This window comes from Paenibacillus chondroitinus NBRC 15376, assembly GCF_004000765.1.
GTDB lineage: Bacteria > Bacillota > Bacilli > Paenibacillales > NBRC-103111 > Paenibacillus_E > Paenibacillus_E chondroitinus.
The window spans coordinates 188,751-208,354 of record NZ_BILW01000001.1; the positions used below are offsets into that span (position 1 = coordinate 188,751).

The following is a 19,604-nucleotide window of genomic DNA, read 5'->3' on the forward strand; positions in this document are numbered from 1 at the left end:
GACAATGGAAACGACTACGAAAGCCGTAACGCTTGGTTATGAACGTAACGCTGCCCCGCGTGTGGAATACGGGATTCAACGATTAAGAGAGGCGCTTCAAAATTCCGGCTATACCGTGCTTGAAGCAGAAGCGTCATGGTCGTTGAAAAACTATCGTTCCGTGCAGGGAATGAAGATCTACATCGGGAATCGCCAAGAATCGGAATTTGTGCAGCAATTGGAAGCGCGGGACGTTTTGTTATATCACACGGAAGCTCCGGAGGGAGAAGGCTTTTATCTGGCATCTTGCCCAGGTGGCATAACGGTTGTTTCGGGGGGAAGCGATTCCGGCGTATTGTACGGCTGCTTGGAGTTGGCGAGCCGAATCGGTGAAGCTCAAAAGCTGCCAAGTGACATCGCTTATGGGGATAAACCGCGATTCTCCTTGCGGGGTCCGGCCATCGGATTGCAAAAAACGACCGTAGAACCCCCGCGTCAAACGTATGAGTACCCGATAACGACACATCGTTTTCCATGGTTTTACGACCGGTCGTTATGGCAGGATTTCCTCCACATGATGGTTGAGCAGCGCTGCAACGTCGTTTACTTGTGGTCCGGGCATCCGTTTTCTTCGCTTGTTCAGCTGGAAGATTATCCTGAAGCGCTGGAAGTGACGGAAGAAGAGTTGGCATATAATCGGGAGACGTTCCGTTGGATTACCGAAGAAGCGGACCGCCGAGGCATAAGGGTCGTCCTAAAGTTCTACAACATCCATATTCCGCTGCCTTTTGCACAGAAACATGATTTGAAGCTTCATCAACCGAAGCCGCTGCCTATCACGAGTGATTACTACAAGAAATCGATCGCTGCCTTCGTGCAATCCTTTCCCAATGCCGGGTTAATGGTCTGCCTTGGCGAAGCGCTGCAAGGTCAAATTTATGGCGTGGAATGGTTTAATGAGACGATTCTTGCAGGCCTGTTGGAAGGGCTGAAACATTCGAACGTGAAGGAAAAACCTCCGATCATCCTGCGTTCCCATGCCATTGAACCGCAAAAAGTTATTGAGGCTGCGCTGCCGTTGTACCCGAATTTGTACACGGAAGCCAAATACAACGGGGAATCGTTGACTACGTATACACCTCGGGGCAGATGGCAAGAAACGCACAACCGGCTAGGTTCCTTGCAGACGATTCACATTGTCAATGTTCATATCCTGGCGAACTTGGAGCCATTTCGATACGGAGCCCCATCGTTTATTCAAAAGTGCATGCAGGCGGCCAAATACCGCTTGAAAGCAAACGGGCTGCATCTGTATCCGCTATTTTTCTGGGATTGGCCGTATGCGCCGGATAAAGCGGAGAAGCGACTGCGTCAATTGGAGCGCGATTGGATTTGGTTTGCGGCTTGGTTCCGGTATGCGTGGAATCCGGATCGCGATCCCCAAGCGGAGCGAAATTACTGGATAGAGACGCTTGGGAAACGTTTCGGAAGCCGAGAGGCAGGTCAAGCAATATTGGATGCTTATGAAGCCTCAGGAGAATGCGCGCCGAAATTGCTGCGCAGATTCGGCATTACGGAAGGCAATCGCCAAACGATGAGCCTCGGGATGACGATGAGCCAGCTCACCAATCCCGAAAGGCATATGCCTTGGCCGGACTTGTGGGAATCCCAGTCGCCTCAAGGCGAACGGCTGGATGAATTTGTCGTGAAAGAACTGAGTGGTGAACCTCACATTGGCGAGACTCCGACGGATATCATTGCCGATGCGCAGAGACATGCGGAGGACGCGCTGCTGGCGATCCAGCAAGCTAGCCATTTCGTCACTCGCAACAGGGAAGAATATGAAAGACTGGCGAGCGATATGGCAGCCATCCGTCATATGGTGCAGGCCTATGTGCATAAGGTCAAGGCAGCGATCCTCATTTTAACCTATAAGCATTCGGTAAAAGGGGAGTATTTTAACCGGATCGAATTGCTGGAAGCGGCAGCGGTAGAATTGGCACAAGGTTTGGACAGCTACCGCGAACTGACAACGCTTACAGAGAAGACGTATTTGTTTGCTAACTCCATGCAGACGCCGCAGCGGAAGGTGCCGATTCGAGGAGGGCTTGATTACAGGCATTGGAGCGCATGTTTACCTCTCTATGAAGCGGAGCTGGAAGCTTTCCGTCTTCATGTGCAGGAGTTGAAGTCGGGTATGCTGCCCGAAGCGCTAAAAAATCTAAAAGCGCCAATCGTTCGCTACGTTGAAGCGCCGTTCCGTTTATTGTCTGAACATGCGGAGTTGTACCACGTGGAAAAAGGGGTCGAGGTTTTCACGGATGGGGATATCCACGTCGTTGGCTGTGCGGAGGAACTGAATGGGCTTACTGGTGTTCGTTTTAGTCAAAGGCAGGCCGGGCTTCAGGGCTTGGCGATTGATATTGAACTTCATCAGCCTTCGAAAGTGCTGGTCGGTTATTTTAACTCCAAAGATGATCAGTGGCTGCAAGTCCCAAGCTTGGAAGAAAACACGCACGCCGACGATCGAGGCGGCTATGCGCCGATCTTGCGCAAAGGGCTGCGCTTATATGCCTATCCTTCTGTCAATATCCACGCATTCCAATATGAAGCAGGACGGCATACGCTTGACTTCGGTAAAGGCGCATTTCTGATCCTGGGTGTTATTCCTATCGATCAGGAGATACGCCCACGTGATGTTGAACATAAAAACGACGGGATCGATACATTGGATTGGTTGTACGAATAGACGAACAGGTGGGGGAGATCAAGTGTCAGACAAAAGTACGGCATTATGGTACGCGCAGCCAGCGAAATCTTGGTTCCAAGCACTCCCCGTAGGGAACGGCCGTTTCGGCGGCATGATGTATGGCGGTACGGATCGGGAACGCATACAGATGAACGAGGACACGTTATGGTCCGGGGAACCCAGAGAAACCGTGAACAGGGAAGCGGCCGAATATTTGGACATCGTGCGAGAAATGATCTTTGCAGGCAAATATGCCGAGGCAGAGGCATTGATCGAACGGCACATGGAAGGGCCGGAGATCGACGCCTACGTGCCGCTTGGCGATTTGGATCTGATTATGGAAGAGGCCGGCGAAGTTACGAACTACCGAAGGGAATTGAATCTGGCGGAGGGCATCGCCCGTGTGCAGTATTCGCAAAATAACGCTGTCCATACTAGGGAGCTGTTCGTCTCTGCGGTTGACCAGGTGATGGCCATTCGCTTACAGAGTGAACGTAACATCAGCGTTAGCGCCGTATTGAGCAGTCCTTTGCAATTTGAAGTCAAAAAAGTGACATGGAATCAATTGGTTCTTACCGGACGTAGTCCGTTGCGTATTTTGCCTAATACGGTGAAGTCCTCGGATCCTGTGCTTTATGCGGAAGGGAAAGGAATCGGTTTTAATATTCGATTGACCGTAATCACAGACAAAGGCAGGCTGGAGGTTAGTGGCGGACGGATTCGTGTAAGCGGTACGGGAACAGTTACTTTCCTGCTGGCTGCTGAAACCAGCTTCCAAGGTTATGATAAAAACCCTGCGCTATCAGACAAACCGTCGTTACAGCTGGGAGAAGCGAGACTGGCAAAAGCGGCATCGCTTGGGTACGAGCAATTAAAGGAGCGGCATATCAACGATCATGCCGCACGCTTTTGCAAAGTTTCGCTTGACCTAGGAGGTCAGGAAAGAAATAACCTGCCGACGGATGTCCGCATAGAAGCTATCAAAAACGGTGTGGAAGATCCCGGACTTGCCGCATTATTTTTTCAATATGGCAGATACTTGCTGTTGTCGAGCTCGAGGATCGGTACACAGCCGGCTAATTTGCAAGGTATTTGGAATGACAGCATTCGTCCGCCATGGTGCAGCAGTTGGACGACGAACATCAACGTAGAAATGAACTACTGGCCTGCGGAAGTGGGGAATCTTGCGGAGTGTCATTTGCCTTTGTTCGACCTGATCGAGGATTTGCAGCACACAGGCCGGAAAGCGGCCGATGTTCACTACCGCTGCGAGGGTTGGACGGCCCATCACAATATCGATCTATGGCGAACGGCAACTCCTGTTGGAGGATCGCCAAGCTGGGCGTTTTGGCCGATGGCCGGGGCATGGTTATGTCAGCATATCTGGGAGCATTACGCTTACAGTCAAGATGAAATGTTTCTCAAGCGGGCGTATCCAGTGATGAAAGAAGCGGCAAGATTTGGTTTGGATTGGTTAGTTGAGGCAAAGGATGGCAGCTTGGTGACATGCCCGTCGACGTCCCCGGAGAACTTCTTTCTTACACCCGATGGGCAGAAAAGCAGTGTGACACAAGGCGTGACGATGGATATCGCGCTTCTCAGAAATTTATTTGACCACTGTTTGGAAGCGAGTGGCATTTTATCGGATACGGACCACACGTTTATAGGCCGATTGGAGCATGCACTATTGCGGCTGCCTCCTTACCGGATAGGCAAATATGGTCAGCTTCAGGAGTGGAACGAAGATTTTGAAGAGTTTGAGCCGGGACATCGTCATGTCGCCCATTTGGTCTCACTGCATCCGCTGGATCAGATTACTTTACATCAGGAACCCGAGCTTGCCGCTGCTTGCAAAGCGACCCTGGAGAGACGCTTGAACCATGGAGGGGCTCATACGGGGTGGAGCTGTGCATGGATGATCAATCTATGGGCACGGCTTGGCGAGTCGGAGCATGCACAGCGTTTTGTGAATGAACTGCTCGCCGGGCTTCATCCAAACATGATGAATGCACACCGGCATCCGAAGGTGAAACAAGATATTTTCCAAATTGACGGAAATTTGGGGGGCGTTTCGGGCATTGCCGAAATGCTGCTGCAGAGCCATGGCAATAACGTCCAATTTCTTCCTTCTCTACCACAGAAATGGATGAAAGGTTGTGTGAAAGGACTGCGGGCACGCGGAGGGTTTGAAGTCGATATCACGTGGGAGAATGGCAAGCTGCTGCGAGCACGTATCCTCTCAACAGCCGGGAAGGCCTTCCTGCTGCGCACGGCAGAACCGGTATGCGTCTTGCAAAACGGGTATGAAATCCGAATCGAGGACATTGAACCGAATGTCATCGTATTTGGAACCAAAAAGGGACAGAGCTACGAAATTGTCCCAAGGAGTGATAGGAGATGAGTGAGATTCATCACGTGAAGGAGTTTATTTTTGAAGATGACAGACCTTTTCTAAGCTGTCATGCCTCTACGCTTGAACAGCTGCCAGGTGGGGATATCCTCGCTGCGTGGTTCGGCGGCACGAAAGAGAAGGCCGGCGACGTCGCGATATGGACGTCCCGCCGAGTGAACGGCCGCTGGACACCACCCCTCAAAGTCGCTGATGAGGAGGACGTTCCGCATTGGAATCCCGTCCTGTTTCGCAGGGCGGACGGCGTCCTGTTCCTGTATTACAAAATCGGCACCTCCATTGCCGAATGGGTCACGATGGTTATGCGCTCGTCGGATGACGGAACCACATGGTCGACGCCTGTCCCATTAGTTGAAGGGGACAAAGGGGGGCGGGGGCCGGTTAAGAATAAGCCTATTGTGCTGCATGACGGCACGCTTGTCGCTCCGGCGTCGATCGAACCGGCTTGGGATGCGTTTGTTGATCTGTCCTATGACGGCGGAGAGACATGGACCCGCAGCGAAACAGTACCTTTCGACCGCACCGCCATCAAGGGAAAAGGGATCATTCAGCCTACGATATGGGAGTCTGAACCAGGGGTTGTGCATATGCTTACACGCAGCACGGAAGGGGCGATCTATCGCAGTGATTCGGTAGACGGGGGAGTAACTTGGTGCCCAGCCTATGCAACGGAGCTTCCGAATAATAATAGCGGAATCGATTTGGTCAAGCTCGACAATGGCCATCTGGCACTTGTTTATAATCCGACTCGTCCGGAACCCGGGAAGATCAAGGGACCCCGAACACCGCTTGTTCTCCGCTTCTCCAAAGATAACGGGCTTACTTGGGAGAATGAGCTCTTGCTGGATGAAGGAGATAAGCAATACTCGTATCCGGCCATCATTGCTAACGGTCTGGAGCTGTATATCACTTATACATGGAAAAGGGAACGGATAGCCTTCCAAAAAATTATTTTGGATATGAGCAGGAATGACCTATATTCTGGGAATAATTACACTACTATTCTACTATGAGTTTGTTATATATTTAATAAGGTTAAAATTGGAAGAATTTTAACTTTGATAGGGGAGGATTCATTCTGACTGCTTATCAAGTAAATGAACAACTGCAAGCAGGAAGGAAAACGCTTCGCACGTATCCCGGCGCTTTTCTGCTGGGTTCGACAGGAGCGAGGCTGTGGGCCGATTATTTGGATCCTGTGCCCGGCTTTTCCGGTAGATTCGATTTTATACATAAAGTTAACATTCCCATGCTGTATAGCGTAGAGAATAATTTGATCAGCAGTTTTGAGCCATGCCGAACAGAGTGGTATCCCAGCTATTTGCTTATGGCTTATGAGGATCACCGTCTGTCTTTGGTAGAAAAAAAGTTTATTTCATGGAATGACTGCGCCGTTTCTTGCCAGACCTGGACGAACCACAGCAGCGAAGAGCTCGTGCTGAAATTATCCACGTACGGTGATGCGTTCCAGACGCGCAGTGGCCATATTTTGCAAGGGGAATATCAGATTCCGCATTATAGTTTCGATGTAGTTGGGGCGATAGCTGTAAGCGATCCAGCGTTGTATGAAGAAGTCCGCTTGCAGCCTGGACAGTCAGGTACGTACATCATCGCAGCTTCATTTGGCATATCGGGGCAAGATGATATCCGCTTGCTTCAAGCTAGGGCGACGGCTTATACGGATGGTGGATGGACAGCTGATCAAATCATTGAAAAGCAAAACGAGGAATATCAGGAGTGGTTTGATAAAACCCCTGTGTTTACAAGCAGTGATGCGCTGCTTAACAAAACGTGGATCTATCGCTGGTTCCTGCTTCGGCATAATTTGTCTGACCCGCAATACGGCAATTTGACTTATCCCTTGTTCTACGAGGGAAGATCCCATAAGAAAAGCAAAGAGCCTTTCAGCAAAGGCGGTTGGGAATTCAGTAAACTCATTAACTTGTCCGTACCGCTTCATCTGATGGATGCCAGATGGCATCATGAAGGGCGATATAGCGAAGGTCCCTTGCGCAATATGGCGGAGTCGCCGGGAGAAGGCGGGCAATTCAGCTGTCTTACTGTCGATACGGTGATGCATGCATTTGCTAACTTTACTTGTTGGGCCGCCTACCAGCTATATTTGATACACCGCAATCGGGATATGGTCGTTGAGATGCTACCTGCTTTTAAAAACCAAATCTCAGCAGCCATTCGTGTTAACGGCAGCGGGAACGATCAATTAATGATTGAATATAAGCATACGCGAACTGGAAAAGAGTATCAGCCGAGTTATTGGTATTTTCATAATTACCCTAAGAATCCAAAGGATAAAGAAACATATACGCACCTGAAAAGAGTGGATCGTACCGTATATCACTATTTGAATACGCTTGCAGTAGCGAATATGTGCGAAATCGCCGATGATCCGGAAGCAACGATCTACCACCAGATGGCAGAAGGGATTAAGCGGGATATCCTTGAAAAGATGTGGGATGAAGAGACGGAATTTTTCTACGATCTCCATTACCAGACGGACCAAAAGGCGTTCGTGAAAAATATAGTCGGCTTCTATCCGGCTTGGGCGCAAATCATCGACGATTCCTATAAGGGGATGATCGAGCATCTAATGAACGAACGCGAATTTAATTCGAAGTGCCCGTTTCCTTCTGTCTCGATGGATTGCCCGGCTTACTCCAAAGATGGCGGCTGGATGGGCCATTTTGTAAAAGGGCGGAACGGCTGTGTGTGGGATGGTCCTACCTGGCCGTATACGAACTCCATCGCACTCGACGCGCTAGCGAAAGAGAGCAAGCGCAGCGGATATCGATACGATGCCTTCTTCGGTCACTCGCTGCGAGAATACGCGTTTCTGCATTTTATGAAAAGAGACCTCAATCAACCCGGACTTGTCGAGCATTACAACAGCGCGACAGGTGAACCGTTAAGTGATGAACAGGAATATAATCATTCGTTTTTTATTGATTTGATGATTACGCATGTGGCTGGATTCACGGTAGAAGCGGATCGCATCATTTTGGACCCACTCGATATCGGTTTGGACTTCTTTGCTCTGGATCGGGTGAAAGTGGCTGGAACGGAGTATCGCATTACGTACAAGAAGCCGAACGTGCCTTCAACTGTTTCTGATCTTGAGGAAGGCTATCGACTTTATGTGGATGGCCAGCTTGTCTTCTCCAACCAAACACTGGGCCGAATTGAGATTCCTTTACAGGAGTTAGAGACTAAGAAGGGGGCAATCCTATCATGAGTAGATTTAACGGTGCTGTTCTGGAGAGCGAAACAGATGCAACGATCCAAGAAGCTTACCTGCCTGTTTTCCATTCAAACGATAATCATGCGGCAAATTTGTTGGAACTGGATAATGGAGATTTATTGTGCGTTTGGTTTTCTGGCAGCGGGGAAGGAAACCCGGATACGAACATCGTCATGTCGAGATTAGCGGCAGGTTCAAAGATTTGGTCGACCCCGGTTAAACTCTCTGATGACCTTGAACGGTCCGAGCAAAATCCGGTTTTGTTTCAAGCGCCAAACGGAAACCTTTGGTTGTTCCACACGTCAAATGAGCCTCACAATCAGAAAACATCAAGGATCGTTTACCGAATCTCCGAGGATCGTGGGGAAACATGGGGGGCTACAGAGGTTCTCTCGGATGGACTGGGGATTTTCTTAAGGCATCCTCCCCTTGCTATGAAGAACGGGGACTGGCTGTTACCGGCTTATTACTGCCGACTTGAAGGGCATTATAGTGTGGTTTTAATAAGTTCGGATGAGGGCGCGACGTGGACGGAATATGAGGTGCCAGGCAGCATTCATCGTGTGCAAATGAACGTTGTAGAGCTGGACGAAGGCAAGCTGTATGCCATGTTTCGCAGTCGCCAAGCCGACCGAATTTATACAAGCGTTTCACAGGACTACGGAAGAAGCTGGTCGATCCCAGTGAAAAGCGAACTGCCGAATAATAATTCCTCCACGCAGTTCGTTAAGCTGCCTAATGGAGAATTGGCATTAATTTTCAACAATTCAACCATGGAACGAGATCAGTTCCGTTGGGTTCAGCGCAAAGGGGAATTTCGCAAGAAACCGCTTCGGACACCGCTGACACTTGCTGTATCGGAGGACGAAGGCCGCACTTGGCCGTATGTCAGAAACGTGCAAATGGCCGATTTGGAATATAAAGATTCGGAAGTCGGGTATTCCTACCCTTCCATTATTAGTACTCGCGATCATCACATTCACCTTGCTTTCTCTTATCTGCGTAAAGGAATTAAACACATCCGTATGACGTTAGATTGGGTCAAAGGGGGACAGTAACCACGTTGCCAAGACGGAGCTGGGAGCACCTTAACCGTGTTCCCGCTTGCCTTGCTGCAGATTCACATACATGAATACGTAGATCACAAATACTTGTAAGAGAAGGTGACAACTATGAATGGAAGAATCGATCATTTAAGCGGGGACTTATTTTTTGAGAATGATCTGGATATTTTTCTAAATCGTGAATTGGAATCGTTTACAACATTGCAGCATACGCATGATTTCGTCGAAATAAGTTTTGTTGGCGAAGGCTGTGGTTACCACTATATTGACGAAGAAGTGATCTATGTGAAACAGGGGGATCTATTCGTCATTCCGATTGGCACGTCCCATGTATTTCGTCCTTCCTCTCCAAAGCAGGATAAAATGCTCGTCATCTATAATTGCATTTTCCGTGTTGAACTTCTTGATAAATGGAAAAGTCTGCTGCAGCAAGATTCCGTAACCTACGACGCCATCAATAATCCAAGTCAATGTGCGGCACGCTGGTTGCATTTTCAAGATAAACACGACACCTTTTCTTTGATCGTCCAAAACATGTATCGGGAATATTTGAAAAAGAGTGCCGGCTTTGAAACGGTTTTGACAGCGCTTTTAATCCAAATGTTGGTATTGCTTCAACGCTTTGAAATGATCAATGAAACCGAAACCGCTTCCTTCCGGATGTTCGATGAAGTTGTGCATTTCATCAAGTCCCGCTATACGCACAATCTGACGGTTCAGGATGTGGCGGATTATTTTTTCCTGAGCGCAAGCCATTTTCAGCGATTATTTAAAAAATCGACAGGCCTGTCGTTTACCCAATATTTGCAAAATGTTCGTATACAAAAATGTTGTGAGCTATTGAAATCGACCGATATCCCGATCTATCAGATTGCCAATCAAGTTGGCTATCAGGATATGAAGTTTTTCCATGCGCTTTTCCGTAAAAAAACAGGGGTAACACCAAGACAATATCGTCAAAACTTCCAAGAACTCGACGAATCCGATATTTCTTGTTAATTTATGGAGCTGGCCATTAATATGGAGCAGCTTTTTTTGTTTTATTTTACACAAAAGAAAAGAACTGAAAGCAGGATTCCCCCTATAACTAAGTAATCATCACCTATAATGCGTTCAAATGCGGGGTGTATAATAAAAAACAAGCGTATTGAAACCGTTATCAACCAGATGTTGATATGACCTATAGGAGGTACTGTAATGGGGCGAATTCTATTAAATCACGTGGAAAAACGTTTTGGTAAAGAGAGAGCTTATGCGGTCAGAGATTTTAATTTGGAAATTCAGGATGGCGAGTTTATCGTCATGGTCGGACCTTCCGGCTGTGGGAAATCGACGACGCTCCGGATGATCGCTGGCCTGGAGGATATCACTTCAGGCGAGCTTTATATTGGAGATAAGCTGGTCAATCATTTGCCGCCAAAAGACAGGGATATTGCGATGGTTTTTCAAAACTATGCGTTGTATCCGAACATGAGCGTATATGAAAACATTGCGTTCGGATTACGCTTGCGGAAAATGGCCAAAAACGAAATTGATCAAGCGGTCAAAAGTACGTCAAGGGTATTGGAAATCGAACCGTTCCTGGATCGGAAGCCAAGACAACTGTCCGGCGGACAGCGCCAAAGGGTAGCCCTAGGAAGGGCAATTGTCCGGAATCCGCAAGTTTTCTTAATGGATGAGCCGCTATCGAATCTGGATGCGAAGTTAAGAGTTCAGATGCGCACGGAGATTATCGGGCTCCAGAAGCAGCTTGGCGTAACCATGGTGTATGTCACGCATGACCAAGTGGAAGCTATGACCATGGGGCATCGCATCGTGGTCATGAAAGACGGCGTCATCCAGCAAGTGGATACCCCAAAGCTGATCTATAACAATCCGCGAAATATGTTCGTGGCTGGATTCATCGGCACACCTCCAATTAATTTTATCGAAGGAAAAATTTTGGAAGGCAGCGAGGGTACGCTCGAGTTTCACACCAACCGCTATTATCTGCGGATTCCGAAGCTTCAAGCCGATATGCTGAGAAAGCACAAGAAGGTCGACAGAAACGTCATCATGGGCATTCGTTGTGAGAATATCCATCTGGATCCAGCCATACGAGAGGCCAATCCCCATGCGCAAATTACCGGCATTCAGAAATTGAATGAATTAATGGGGGCGGACATGTATTTATATTTGGACATCGGAATGCCCAAACTGCTCATTGCAAGGGCGCAAGCCGATCATAACTTCGAAGACGATGAGAAGCTGGTTTTAACCATAGATATGCAGAAAGCACTGTTCTTTGATAAAGAAACCACTGAGAATTTGTGGTACTAGAGCGGTGCAGCGGGAGGGATGGAGTTGAAAGCGTTATTTAGAACACGGGCCGTGATGTCCTTCATGTTAGCCCTCGTATGCGTGCTGGGTCCTACACTAACGGCACTGGCTGACAACAATGGCACATTGCCTAAAGCAAGTTCCACGTCTGGAGACGCGGAGGCTGCATCACATGCAGCGAATACAGCCAAAAATTTGATACCTACGTATACGGAAGTACTTGAAGGCTGGAAAAAGAACGGCGCCAAAGAAGATCATACCGGCAGCATGACGTTATCGGCAGCAAGTCTGTCGGGAAAGTCGGCGAATGCGAACGTTGCAGTTGAGTCGTATGACGGCAAGAATAACGTCCTGGTTTGGAAAGCCAAAGGCGAAGAATGGGTCGAATATGATCTGGACGTTGCACAGGGCGGATTATATTCGATTGAGATGTCTTACCATCCGTTTGTGGACTCGAGAGATCGGAAACCGATTGCACTCAGCTTAAGTGTTGACGGCGTTTCCCCTTACCTCGAATCCAAGTCGATTGAGCTGTATCGCCACTGGAAGGATAAAATGCCGATTGTCAAAGATGACAATGGCGACGAAATTCGTCCGGCAGCAAACGATATCTCGAGTTGGCAAACCTGGGAATTGCGTGATATGTCCGGGGCGTATTTAGACCCTCTCCTGTGGAATTTGACACCTGGGAAGCATAAAATCCGCTTGGCGGGCAGCGATCCAATGGCACTGGAGTTTATTTCTTTCAAAGCGCCTGTCCCTGTTGCGGACTACGCAGCTGTAAAAAAAGAGCAGACCAAGAATGCCGCTCCTGTAGAAGCTGACCCCATTGTGATTGAAGCAGAGCAGGTTGGTTGGAAAAATGATTCTTCCATTACGCTCGCTTACGATAATGATATTGCTAATAGCCCTTATGTGCGGGGAAAAATTAGCTACAATACGCTGGATGGAAGCCACTGGTCGTCGAAAAATCAAGAAATCAGCTGGAGCTTCGATGCTCCTGCCGCCGGTTTCTACAAAATAGCGCTGCGTCAGCAGCAATCGTTAGTTTCCAACCGATCATCGTTCCGGACGATTATGATTAACGGGAAAGTTCCGTTTTCCGAGTTGAAAGCTTATCGATTCCCTTACGCAACCGGATGGAAAGGCCGGGAGTTAGCCAATGATGAGGGCGAGCCGTACCAGTTTTATTTGGAAAAAGGAACCAATACCATTTCGATGCGCGTCACGCAGGCACCTCTCATTCCGGCTGCTGCGGAAATGGATAAAGGGATTGCCACTTTGGTTAAGCTTTCTACAGACCTGCGCACGTTGACGGGTGGGGTAGATGATAAAAACAGGACCTGGGATCTTAAAAAGGATTTACCTGGATTTGTTGAACAGCTGCAGGAACTAAATGATAATCTTGCGGCAACCCGAGAACAATTAATCGCGATCAATGGCCGCTCCGACGCTTTGTCCCAAGGGTTAGTGACGGTAAGCAAAGATATTGAAACGCTATTAAAGTATCCGGATGAAATTCCTTATGACGCAGGCCGGATGAATACTATGCAAGGCAAGCTGGCTGATTTGGTCAAACAGCTTAGCTCCCAGCCGCTGCAAATTGACCGCATTTTCATCGTTCCGGTTCAAAAGCCTTTTCCAAAAATGGAATCGACGTTTGCGGAAAAGATACAAGGTTCGATTATCAATTTCTTCAATACGTTCAGAAGTAAAGAGGTTTCGGAAAAAACGGATGATCAAGTGCTCAATGTGTGGATGAACCGTGGACGGGATTATGTGAATTTGCTGCAAAGCATGGCCAATGAAATGTTTACACCGCAAACGGGCATTAAAGTGAAAATTAACCTGCTGAAGGACGATAAACTGCTTCTCTTGATGAATGCGGCCGGTATGGCGCCTGACGTCGGTATTGGTTTGCCGCATGATACCCCGTTTGATTATGCCATCCGTAATGGGGTATACAATTTAAAACAATTCCCGGATTTCGATGACGTGTACAAGCAATTTGCTCCGGGTGCGTGGATGCCGTACTTCTATGATGGAGGTTATTACGCCGTTCCGGAAACGCAGACGTTTTCCATGATGTTTTACCGGAAAGATATCTTGCAAAATCTAGGGCTTAGCGTTCCGGACACCTGGGATGACATGTACCGCATGCTGCCGGTGCTGCAACAAAACGGCATGAATTTTACGCCGGTTGAACACAGCATATTTATGCAAATGCACGGCCTTGAGTACATCAAGCAGGATGGTTCCAGAACAGGCTTCAATAATGATAAAGGTTTCGAAGCGTTCAAAGAGTGGACGGATTTGCAAAATAAATACGGGATCGATCAACGAAGCGATAATTTCGTACAACATTTCCGCGATGGTTCCTATCCGATCGGTATTGCTGATTTGAATGGCTATCTCCAATTGACTGTTGCAGCACCTGAACTGAATGGCGTATGGGGCGTAGCGCCGATCCCAGGCGTCAAGCAAGCGGATGGCACGGTTGTTAGATGGACGGGAGGCAACGGCGGTGATCAATTTGCTTCAGCCATTTTCAAACACACGAAGAAACCGCAGGAAAGCTGGGAATTCCTGAAATGGTGGATGTCGGAAGAGGTGCAGGAGAAATACGGCCTCGACTTGGAGACGCTCAATGGAGTTACGTTCCGCTGGTACACATCTAATGTGGATTCCTTTGTTAAGCTTCCTTGGAAGGAAGAAGATCTGCAAGCGATTTTGGAGCAGTGGAAATGGTTCCGTGAAGTGGCGAAAGTGCCGGGCAGTTATTATATGGAGCGCGAGCTTACGAACGCTTGGACTCGAACCGTTATCAACGGGGAAAATTATCGGACTTCGCTCGAAACCGCAATAAAAGAAGTGGACAGGGAAATCCAGAGGAAGATGCAGGAGTTTCACTTTGTTGATGCCAACGGCCAATTAGTACGATCTTTGAATTTACCCGTGATTACAAAGCCATGGGAAGGAGTGGATAAGTATGTTAAAAAGTGAAGTGCAGGCGCGAGTGCTTCCAAGAACGATTCAACCGGTCAAAATACGAAAAAGTAAGCTGATATCAGCACTGCAAACGCTTTGGGAATATCGGGTCTCGTATTTATTCATCGCCCCGTTCCTCATCTGTTTTATCATTTTTATTTTGCTGCCGGTTTTGTCCGCCTTAGCGCTTAGCTTTACTTATTTCAACGCGATTGAAGCACCTCGGTTTATTGGCTGGGACAATTTCCGGTATATGCTTTCCCAAGATCTCATCTTAATTAAATATGCGCTTCCCAACACGCTTTCCTTTGCTTTAATTGTTGGCTCCGGCGGCTATGTGTGCGCCTTCATGCTTGCTTGGCTGATCTCGATTCTGCCCGGGGTGTACCGGAAATGGTTCACACTGGCCATGTATACTCCTTCCTTGGCAAGTTTGGTTGCGATGAGCATTATTTGGACGCCTATGCTTTCCAGCGACAGAATCGGTTACTTGAACAGTTTTTTATTAAAAATGAGCTTGATTAGCGAACCTGTCCAGTGGGTAACAAGTAAAGAGCACTTAATGACGTCCATGGTTGTCGTCTCTCTTTGGAAAAGTATGGGCATCGGGTTCCTCGGCATGTTAGCGGGTATTCTCAACGTAAATCCCGAATTGTACGAGGCAGGCAGATTGGATGGCATTCGCAGCCGATTGGAAGAAGTGTGGTACATTACGATTCCTTCCACCAAACCGCAAATGCTGTTCGGGGCCGTCATGGCCATCGTTGGCGCGATCCAGCTGTCGTCCATCGGAACGGCGTTGTCAGGCATGAATCCGACGCCGGAATATGCAGGCCATATGATCACAACGCATATTGACGATTACGGACTAAAACGGTTTGAACTCGGCTATGCGACGGCTTTGACCGTGTGTTTGCTAACCATCGTTTATTTCGCCCAAAAGCTGAGCTGGAAGCTGTTCGGAACGAAGGGAGAAGAATAAATGAAAATTGCAGGGACAATGCGCCAATTGGACGCATGGCGCAGGAGAGTAGGCATTCGGCGGTTGAGCCCCTTCGAGATGTTTGCGGGTATATTTCTCGTGGCACTGAGCATCTTCATGCTGCTGCCGATTGTATACATCATTAACCATGCCTTCAAGCCGTATCAGGAGCTGTTTATTTATCCGCCAAACATCTTTGTAAGGGAGCCGTCACTGCAGAACTTCGCCGAGCTGCTTGCCACGACCAAAGGGACGGCGGTTCCGGTCTCCCGCTATTTATTTAATAGCATTATCGTCACAGGAATGGCTGTATTTCTGATTACCATGACAAGTGCAATGTGCGCTTACGCCATTTCCAAACATAAGTTTCCAGGGCATAAGCTGGTGTTTGCAACAATTTTGCTGACACTGGTATTCGTACCGGAAACGGTAGAAATCCCTAAATATTTGATCATCAGCAAGCTGCATATTTTCGATACGTATTGGGGGCACGTTTTACCGCTCGTTGCCGTGCCAACCGGCGTGTTCCTTATGAAGCAATTTATCGACCAACTGCCGGATGAACTGCTGGATTCTGCACGGATGGACGGAGCTAAGGAGCTTAGACTTTTTATCAGTATCGTCATTCCCATGCTCATGCCCGCCGTTGCGACGATTGCGATTATCGCCTTTGACTCCGCATGGAAAGATGCCGGCACATCGACCTTCTATATGCAGGACGAGACGATGAAAACTTTCCCGTTTTATGTGGAAACATTAACGAGCGGTATGGCGAACAGCGTGGCCCGGCAGGGTGCCGCAGCCGCAGCTGCACTCCTCTTGTTTTTGCCAAACTTGATTATGTTTCTCGTATTTCAAAGTAAGGTTATCGCTACGATGGCTCATTCCGGGATTAAGTAGCCGGCAGTCGTTGCATGGAAAGGAGGGGATCGTGAGCCTATGGCAATTGAGATGAACATGCGGGAAGTGGAGCAATGGTCACAATTCGAGCTGACATTAAAAGGGCCAACTGAAGGAAATCCGTTTCTGGATGTTAAACTCTCCGCACAATTTCAATACAAAAACTTTATTGTTGAACCAGACGGTTTTTATGATGGCGACGGCACGTACCGGGTTCGTTTCATGCCCGACAGACCTGGCATTTGGCGGTATGTGACCCGCAGCAGCCAGGAAGAACTTGACGGACAAAGTGGCGAGTTCCTATGTACGCCGCCATCTGCCGGGAATCACGGCGCTGTGCGGGTAAAAGACGAGTATTTATTCGCTTATGAGGATGGAACGCCTTATCTGCCGTTCGGCACGACTTGCTATCATTGGACACATCATGGCAGCAAGGAGTTGGAAGAGCTCACCTTGCAGACGTTGAAGGATTCGCCTTTTAATAAAGTCAGAATGTGTTTATTGCCAACCCGGGATATGCAGCCGCCGCTAAGGGTAGCCTTTGCCGGCACAAGCCCTGAGGATATTGACAAAAAACAATTTAATCCGGCATTTTTCGCCCATTTGGAAGACCGTATTCGTGATCTCATGCGGCTTGGCATAGAAGCAGATCTCGTCTTATTCCATCCCTATGACAAAGGATATTGGGGCGTCGATAATATGGATCCGGAAACGGATGCCTTTTATCTGCGCTATGTGATCGCCCGTCTCGCCTCGTTTCGCAATGTGTGGTGGTCTCTCTGCAACGAATATGATTTTAATACATACAAAACGATTGCCGATTGGGACCGACTGCTTCAATTAACTCAGCGATACGATCCGTACCAGCATTTGCGATCCATTCATAACGGCACAAAGATGTACAAATCTTCAAGTTTATATGATTTTAGCAAGCCTTGGATTACACATCAAAGCATTCAGCATTGGGATGCCGAACTGACGACCTCTTGGCGTGAAGCTGTTGCCAAACCGATTGTTATCGATGAGATTTCCTATGAAGGCAATAGTTCCAGACGTTGGGGCAATATTTCCGGCGAGGAGCTGACACACCGTTTCTGGGAGGGCTTGTCCAGAGGCGGATTTGTCGGGCATGGAGAATCCTTCATTAACCGGGAAACGAGAGCCTGGATTTCTTCCGGAGGCAAGTTGTACGGGGAAAGTACAGAGCGAATTGCTTTTTTGCGAAAAGTAATGGAGGAAGGCCCGGCGGACTGGATGAAAGCAGCGGAAGAAGGCACGTACCAATTGTTTTACTTCGGGCGTCATCAGCATGCATACAAAGTTTTGAAACTTAGGCAGGAAATATCCTACCGAATAGAACTTATCGATACTTGGCATATGACGATTACACCTTTGTCAGGCACATTCAGTGGGACCTGCAGGGTTGATTTGCCAGGAAAACCTTTTATGGCGCTTCGTATTCAAAAGGTTGAATCAAGCAGCTGATGTGGCAGGAGGAGAGAAAGCTGATCTACACAAGGAATGTAGAGCAATGGGGCATTTTTGAGCTTACGCTGGAAGGTCCCTCTCTGGGGAATCCGTTCACGGACATTCAACTTAGTGCCCGGTTTCGAAGGGGACGGAATGAAGCTTATGCCGAAGGCTTTTATGATGGTAACGGCAAGTATCGGATCCGTTTTATGCCGGAGGAAGAAGGTCAATGGCTCTTCGAGACTTCAAGTTCGATCGCGGGAATGGACCGAGTGAAGGGTGAGTTTGCTTGTACCTCAGCTGTGAATACAAATAACCACGGTCCAGTGAGAGTGAAGGACTCCGTGTATTTCGAATATGCGGACGGTACACGATATACGCCAATCGGAACAACGAGTTATGTGTGGCATCTGCAAGACAAGGAAGTACAGGAGCAAACTTTGCGAACGCTAAGGGATGCGCCTTTTAATAAAATCCGGATGTTGGTTTTCCCGAAGTCGTACATGTTTAATGATCGGGAGCCCGCTATCTACCCATTCGAAGGTTCGCCCGAATCCGGTTTTGATGATACACGGATCGTTCCAGCGTATTTCGCACATTTGGAGAAACGGGTAAAAGATTTAGCCGAATTGGGCATTCAGGCGGAGCTCGTCTTGTTTCATCCCTACGATGAAGGGCGCTGGGGATTTGACCGGATGCCGAAGGAAGCGGATGACCGCTACGTGCGTTACATCGTTTCGCGATTCGCAGCTTATAGCCATGTTTGGTGGTCATTAGCGAATGAATACGATCTGATGACTCATAAAAAATTGGATGACTGGAGCCGACTTTTTCGGATTGTCCAGGAGTGCGATTACGGAGGCCATCTGCGGTCTATTCATAATGGCCAAACCTGGTATGATTTCGGCACGCCATGGACGACACATGCGAGCATCCAGCATGCCGATGTTAAAGTGGTTTCGGAATGCACCAAACAATACGGCAAGCCGGCCATTATTGACGAGTGCGGTTATGAAGGCAATTTGGATACAAGGTGGGGCAGCTTAACGCCGGAAGAATTGCTTTGCCGGGTCTGGGAAGGCACCTGCCGAGGCGGGCATGTGACTCACGGGGAAACATACTGGAATACCGAAGAAATAATATGGTGGTCACATGGCGGAGAACTGCAAGGAAAAAGCATGCGGAGGATCGAATTTTTAAAAGGAATCATGGATGAAGCTCCTGCTCAATTGGCCTATACGAGCGATAGCTATGATGCTGCGACATTGTCGGTTCGAGGCGAATATTACTTGCAATATTTTGGCCCCCATCGCTTTGCGTATCGCGAATTTTCATTGCCGGAAGGAACCTACCGAGTAGATGTAATTGATACATGGAATATGGTTATTACCCCAGTAGAGGGTGAACATGAAGGGCGTTTTCGAATAAATTTGCCAGGAAAACTCTATTACGCGTTGCGCATACAAAAAGTTTAGGGAGTGTTGCTG

12 protein-coding genes are annotated in these 19,604 nt (G+C 48.3%); all 12 read left to right on the plus strand.

Annotated features, from left to right (window positions below; all coding sequences use genetic code 11):
• The first annotated feature begins 4 nt into the window (after nt 1-4).
• The 12 genes from PCH02S_RS00815 (at nt 5) to PCH02S_RS00870 (ending at nt 19,592) form a co-directional block, all read left to right on the plus strand.
• On the plus strand, nt 5-2,728 hold the full coding sequence (locus PCH02S_RS00815) for a hypothetical protein (protein WP_127449137.1): 2,724 nt from the start codon (nt 5-7) through the stop codon (nt 2,726-2,728).
• Nucleotides 2,676-5,129 (plus strand): glycoside hydrolase family 95 protein, encoded by a 2,454-nt coding sequence (locus PCH02S_RS00820; protein ID WP_127449726.1) that lies wholly within the window; start codon nt 2,676-2,678, stop codon nt 5,127-5,129. Before PCH02S_RS00815 ends, PCH02S_RS00820 begins: the two co-directional genes overlap by 53 nt.
• Nucleotides 5,126-6,151: a sialidase family protein gene (locus PCH02S_RS00825; protein WP_127449139.1), complete on the plus strand. Its 1,026-nt coding sequence runs from the start codon at nt 5,126-5,128 to the stop codon at nt 6,149-6,151. The genes PCH02S_RS00820 and PCH02S_RS00825 overlap by 4 nt, the downstream gene beginning before the upstream one ends.
• Before the next feature lie 236 nt (nt 6,152-6,387).
• Nucleotides 6,388-8,388, plus strand: coding sequence for an MGH1-like glycoside hydrolase domain-containing protein (locus tag PCH02S_RS00830; RefSeq protein WP_246068890.1), 2,001 nt, complete (start codon nt 6,388-6,390; stop codon nt 8,386-8,388).
• The gene (locus PCH02S_RS00835) at nt 8,385-9,452 is read left to right on the plus strand and encodes a sialidase family protein (protein WP_127449142.1); all 1,068 of its coding nucleotides are present in this window, start codon (nt 8,385-8,387) and stop codon (nt 9,450-9,452) included. Before PCH02S_RS00830 ends, PCH02S_RS00835 begins: the two co-directional genes overlap by 4 nt.
• 114 nt (nt 9,453-9,566) lie before the next feature.
• Nucleotides 9,567-10,457, plus strand: a complete 891-nt coding sequence (locus tag PCH02S_RS00840; protein ID WP_127449144.1) for an AraC family transcriptional regulator — start codon at nt 9,567-9,569, stop codon at nt 10,455-10,457.
• A 198-nt stretch (nt 10,458-10,655) separates the two neighbouring features.
• On the plus strand, nt 10,656-11,777 hold the full coding sequence (locus PCH02S_RS00845; protein ID WP_127449146.1) for an ABC transporter ATP-binding protein: 1,122 nt from the start codon (nt 10,656-10,658) through the stop codon (nt 11,775-11,777).
• 18 nt (nt 11,778-11,795) lie between these two features.
• Nucleotides 11,796-14,780, plus strand: coding sequence for an extracellular solute-binding protein (locus tag PCH02S_RS00850; RefSeq protein ID WP_127449147.1), 2,985 nt, complete (start codon nt 11,796-11,798; stop codon nt 14,778-14,780).
• Nucleotides 14,767-15,747, plus strand: coding sequence for a carbohydrate ABC transporter permease (locus PCH02S_RS00855; RefSeq protein ID WP_127449149.1), 981 nt, complete (start codon nt 14,767-14,769; stop codon nt 15,745-15,747). The genes PCH02S_RS00850 and PCH02S_RS00855 overlap by 14 nt, the downstream gene beginning before the upstream one ends.
• The gene (locus PCH02S_RS00860; protein ID WP_127449150.1) at nt 15,748-16,647 is read left to right on the plus strand and encodes a carbohydrate ABC transporter permease; all 900 of its coding nucleotides are present in this window, start codon (nt 15,748-15,750) and stop codon (nt 16,645-16,647) included.
• A 39-nt stretch (nt 16,648-16,686) separates the two neighbouring features.
• Nucleotides 16,687-18,132, plus strand: coding sequence for a DUF5060 domain-containing protein (locus tag PCH02S_RS00865; RefSeq protein ID WP_246068892.1), 1,446 nt, complete (start codon nt 16,687-16,689; stop codon nt 18,130-18,132).
• Nucleotides 18,132-19,592 carry a DUF5605 domain-containing protein gene (locus PCH02S_RS00870; protein ID WP_127449152.1) on the plus strand — a complete coding sequence of 487 codons (1,461 nt, stop codon included), beginning with the start codon at nt 18,132-18,134 and terminating at the stop codon, nt 19,590-19,592. The genes PCH02S_RS00865 and PCH02S_RS00870 overlap by 1 nt, the downstream gene beginning before the upstream one ends.
• Nucleotides 19,593-19,604: the final 12 nt, after the last annotated feature.

Coding starts and splice junctions, on each gene's coding strand:
- PCH02S_RS00815 (WP_127449137.1), top strand. CDS start 5: ATGGAAACGACTACGAAAGCCGTAACGCTTGGTTATGAACGTAACGCT.
- PCH02S_RS00820 (WP_127449726.1), top strand. CDS start 2,676: ATGTTGAACATAAAAACGACGGGATCGATACATTGGATTGGTTGTACG.
- PCH02S_RS00825 (WP_127449139.1), top strand. CDS start 5,126: ATGAGTGAGATTCATCACGTGAAGGAGTTTATTTTTGAAGATGACAGA.
- PCH02S_RS00830 (WP_246068890.1), top strand. CDS start 6,388: ATGCTGTATAGCGTAGAGAATAATTTGATCAGCAGTTTTGAGCCATGC.
- PCH02S_RS00835 (WP_127449142.1), top strand. CDS start 8,385: ATGAGTAGATTTAACGGTGCTGTTCTGGAGAGCGAAACAGATGCAACG.
- PCH02S_RS00840 (WP_127449144.1), top strand. CDS start 9,567: ATGAATGGAAGAATCGATCATTTAAGCGGGGACTTATTTTTTGAGAAT.
- PCH02S_RS00845 (WP_127449146.1), top strand. CDS start 10,656: ATGGGGCGAATTCTATTAAATCACGTGGAAAAACGTTTTGGTAAAGAG.
- PCH02S_RS00850 (WP_127449147.1), top strand. CDS start 11,796: ATGGAGTTGAAAGCGTTATTTAGAACACGGGCCGTGATGTCCTTCATG.
- PCH02S_RS00855 (WP_127449149.1), top strand. CDS start 14,767: ATGTTAAAAAGTGAAGTGCAGGCGCGAGTGCTTCCAAGAACGATTCAA.
- PCH02S_RS00860 (WP_127449150.1), top strand. CDS start 15,748: ATGAAAATTGCAGGGACAATGCGCCAATTGGACGCATGGCGCAGGAGA.
- PCH02S_RS00865 (WP_246068892.1), top strand. CDS start 16,687: ATGGCAATTGAGATGAACATGCGGGAAGTGGAGCAATGGTCACAATTC.
- PCH02S_RS00870 (WP_127449152.1), top strand. CDS start 18,132: ATGTGGCAGGAGGAGAGAAAGCTGATCTACACAAGGAATGTAGAGCAA.